Source organism: Intrasporangium sp. (assembly GCF_030452765.1).
Lineage (GTDB): Bacteria > Actinomycetota > Actinomycetes > Actinomycetales > Dermatophilaceae > Intrasporangium_A.
Map to the genome: position 1 here is coordinate 1 of NZ_JAKDLO010000299.1, position 3,199 is coordinate 3,199.

Annotated in this window: 6 protein-coding genes and 1 pseudogene; 3 read left to right on the forward strand and 4 right to left on the reverse strand. The window is 67.1% G+C overall.

The genetic code is table 11. The features are described 5' to 3' along the window. The first annotated feature begins 64 nt into the window (after window positions 1-64). From L0H79_RS21675 to L0H79_RS21685, 3 genes are all read left to right on the forward strand, one after another. Complete coding sequence (locus tag L0H79_RS21675; RefSeq protein WP_301486825.1) at window positions 65-349, forward strand: ASCH domain-containing protein; 285 nt, start codon at window positions 65-67, stop codon at window positions 347-349. Window positions 350-626: 277 nt separating this feature from the next. Continuing rightward, complete coding sequence (locus tag L0H79_RS21680; protein ID WP_301486826.1) at window positions 627-857, forward strand: hypothetical protein; 231 nt, start codon at window positions 627-629, stop codon at window positions 855-857. Continuing rightward, window positions 847-1,164 (forward strand): type II toxin-antitoxin system PemK/MazF family toxin, encoded by a 318-nt coding sequence (locus L0H79_RS21685; RefSeq protein WP_301486828.1) that lies wholly within the window; start codon window positions 847-849, stop codon window positions 1,162-1,164. Before L0H79_RS21680 ends, L0H79_RS21685 begins: the two co-directional genes overlap by 11 nt. A gap of 36 nt (window positions 1,165-1,200) precedes the next feature. On the opposite strand, the gene L0H79_RS21690 is transcribed toward L0H79_RS21685, so the two are convergent. The 4 genes and pseudogenes from L0H79_RS21690 to L0H79_RS21705 all read right to left on the reverse strand — a co-directional run. Next, window positions 1,201-1,359, reverse strand: coding sequence for a hypothetical protein (locus tag L0H79_RS21690; RefSeq protein WP_301486830.1), 159 nt, complete (start codon window positions 1,357-1,359; stop codon window positions 1,201-1,203). Beyond that, window positions 1,356-1,928, reverse strand: a complete 573-nt coding sequence (locus L0H79_RS21695; protein WP_301486831.1) for a hypothetical protein — start codon at window positions 1,926-1,928, stop codon at window positions 1,356-1,358. The genes L0H79_RS21690 and L0H79_RS21695 overlap by 4 nt, the downstream gene beginning before the upstream one ends. 144 nt (window positions 1,929-2,072) lie before the next feature. After that, complete coding sequence (locus tag L0H79_RS21700) at window positions 2,073-2,279, reverse strand: hypothetical protein (RefSeq protein ID WP_301486833.1); 207 nt, start codon at window positions 2,277-2,279, stop codon at window positions 2,073-2,075. A 368-nt stretch (window positions 2,280-2,647) separates the two neighbouring features. After that, window positions 2,648-3,139, reverse strand: a pseudogene (locus tag L0H79_RS21705) (ISAs1 family transposase); the annotation flags it as partial. Window positions 3,140-3,199: the final 60 nt, after the last annotated feature.

A 3,199-nucleotide genomic window follows, 5' to 3' on the forward strand; every position in this document is an offset into this window, starting at 1 on the left:
CGCACGACTGGCGGCGGAAGGGGCTACATCGACGAGCGAGTGGTGGCGGCCTTAGCGTGTTGCTGTGATGTTCAGTCGGGACCTTCGCGACCGGGTGGCAAGCGGCGAGGTCATGGTCTCGATCAGGCTGTGGAGCAGACCGCAGGTCAAGGTGGGTGGCCGTTACCAGACTGCCGGCGTCGTCATCGAAATCGACTCCCTCGAGGTGCTGCCCTTCTCGGCCGTGACCGCAGACGACTTGGCCGCATCAGGTGAGGAAGATCTTGAGGCTCTTCGGGACCGGGCGGCCCACTCGGGGCCGATCGGCGACGACACCCTGGTCCACCGAGTCGAGTTCCACGTTGTGTAGCGACTGGCGGCGATAGGACGCACCCTCTCGGAGGTTGGCCAGACACGCGGATCGCGGCAGAAGCGGAAGTTGGGAGACTAGGACGCTCATGCATAGCCATACAGGTACGCCCGCACCGAAGGAGCCGCGAAGGTCGCCGCCTCGGCCCGCTTGCTGCTCTTTCCGTCGGCCCTCTTTGTTGGCCCGTGGCGAGGCCCGTATGGGGATCGTCTTGCGGGAACTGAACGGGCTGGGTCTGCCGCGCCATCTCGCGAGACAACGTAGTACAGTTTGTCGTATGGGAACGCTTACGATTCGTACTGACCCCGAGGTTGAGCGCGCGTTGGAGTCGCTCACCGGCGAAGGACAATCGCGGTCTGAAGCTGCCCGCGCCGCGATCCTGGAAACCGAACGGGCCCACCGTCGTGCACGGCTAAGGGCCGAAGCCGAGAGCCTGCGCAACGATCCTGACGACGTCGAGGCATCCCGTGAGCTGGCGGCCGAGATGGACGCGATCCGTGCGTGGTGACCTCTACCGGCTCAAGGCACCCAAGGACGCCCGGGGTCACGAGCAGGCGGGCGCACGCTACGCGGTCGTGGTCCAGTCTGACGACCTGCCACTATCCACGTGGATCATCGCGCCGACCTCCACTGGCCGCCGACCGGCGTCTTTCCGGCCCGAGATCGAGATCAATGGCATCAAGACCCGGGTGATGGTCGAGCAGCTCACCGTGATCGATCCGCAGGTGCGGCTGGGAGACTTCGCCGGCCGACTGAGCAGCGGCGAGATGCGCGCCGTCGACAGTGCGCTCCAGGTCGTACTCGCACTCGAGTGACGAGCGACAACACCGGACCGTCCGTAACGGGTTCCGCTATCGGTGCTGCATCCAGACGTTGGGCTCGACGTAGACGCCGGTGTCGCGTTCCACGTCGATGCTCAGGGTGCTCAGCCCGTCGGGGATCACGTACGTGCCGGTGGTGGGGAGGCACATCCCGGTCCACACCTGCCACTGCGCCACGGTGCCGGTCATCGTCTGCGAGGCCCCGTGGCGATGATCGGGGCACCGAGTCGGATGTGGGTTCGCAGCCACGGGTCCAGGGGCAGCCCGTCGTTGCGCGTCCAGGTCGCGAACTGCTCGATCGGGGTCAACGGGTACCGACTCTTGAGCGTGGGCGGACCGGGGCGACGACTCGCGCCCAGTCTCGCAGCTCGGCAAGCCGGCGCATCGCGGTCAAGAACTAAGCGGCCAGGCCCTGGCCTCGCCGGCCCGGGTGGGCCTGGGCGGACGACCAGGGTGTCCGCGGTTCGGCCCTGCTCGTGGCCCTGGACGGCGCGCACAAGTGCAACCGTGTAACCGTCGGGGAGTTGCTCGGGCGTGCCGTCCCACCGAACGGGTACCGCCCAGCCCGCTGCGCCCGGGACGTCGTGTTCGTCCGGCAGCACGAGCTCGAGGTCGGCGAAGAGCCGGCGCACGGTGCCGATGTGCCGGGTGACCACCTGGTCGGCGGTGATGAACGTCGGCCAGCCGTCGCCGAAGAGCTGATCCCGATGGTCGGCTGGCCGGTCGCGGGGGCCCATGGTCTCCACGGTCGATGTCATGCCTGAAGGCCTGAAGGTGTGTCAGCCGCATCCCGCCGCGTGCCACGGCTTTGTCGGAGACTCTCTGGCGCCGGGTCTGACCGAGAATCGGGGCGCCCTTCGTCGCTGTCACATGCCGATCGTCCTGCCGAATCGGCCGCGCTCTCAGGGGAACGTGAACAGCAGCCGGTAATGCTGAGCGTCCTTGCGGCGTCGATGTTCGGTCCACCCGAGCGCACGCCAGAACTCGTCCTCCTCAGAGAACGCGCACAACTCCCGGCCAGCGAATTTGGCGGCGATGTCGTCGACTACCCGACGACCGGTACCGCCGCCTCGAGCGGACTCGGCGACCGCCACGAACTTGATCTCCACGAACCCGTCGGCCGGTGCCCTGTCGAGGTAACGGCAAGGGCTGGCAGTATCCTGCGACCTACGTTGCCGCATGCTTCGTCCGCGACCAGGTGATCCCTGGACGCGTCCCGCTTATCCCACGTTAGACGCCTACTGTGACGAAGCCCCCATGGCGCCTTCGTCACGATTTGTTCGACATCAAGAGGCGGGGTCTTGGCGGCTTGTCTTCGACCCGGTGGGGCTCGAGCTCCCAACTGTTGGAACGTTAGCCCATGGTCCAACCGTGGTCCAACCGTTGCAGCGCTGTGGCGGAGATCAGGCATTCTGGGGCGGCTGAGCGCGATGGCCGCAATGAGCCTCCGCGCAACGGCAGGGGGTCGGCAAAGTCGTCATGCGGTGGTCAAGAGCGTGATGGGGCGGCGGCTGTCGCGGGCGTGATGTCGTAGCGCGGCGGCGATACAGGTCTGTCCGGCGAGCCGGTGCAGGCTGATCGCGACGTTTCTCAGGGTGGCCATCACCTGCGGGCCGTGACCGGCTCGTAGCTGGTGTCGGTCCTCGTCGAAGGTGACGTCGCGGACCCAGTGCAGTCGGTTCTCGATGCCCCAGTGGCCCTGGATCCAGGCGGCGATCGTGGCCGGTGGTGCCTCGGTCATGGGCAATGAGCAGATCACGTACACGACCTCAACTTGCTTGCGGCCCTTGATGGTTCGGGTGCGACGGATCTGGGCGACCTGTGCCGCGCCGGGGAAGGCGACCCATCCGGGGGCGGTGATCGCCTTGACCGTGCGCCGGACCTGTCGCCCGTGGCTGGTGGCGCGCGTGGAGGTAGCCGGCACGTCCTTCCAGGGCAGCGCCTTGAGCCGGTCGCGCAGCGCGCGCTGGTTCGCCTTGACGGTCTATGCCGACGTCGGCATAGACCGTCCTATGCCGATGGTGTGACT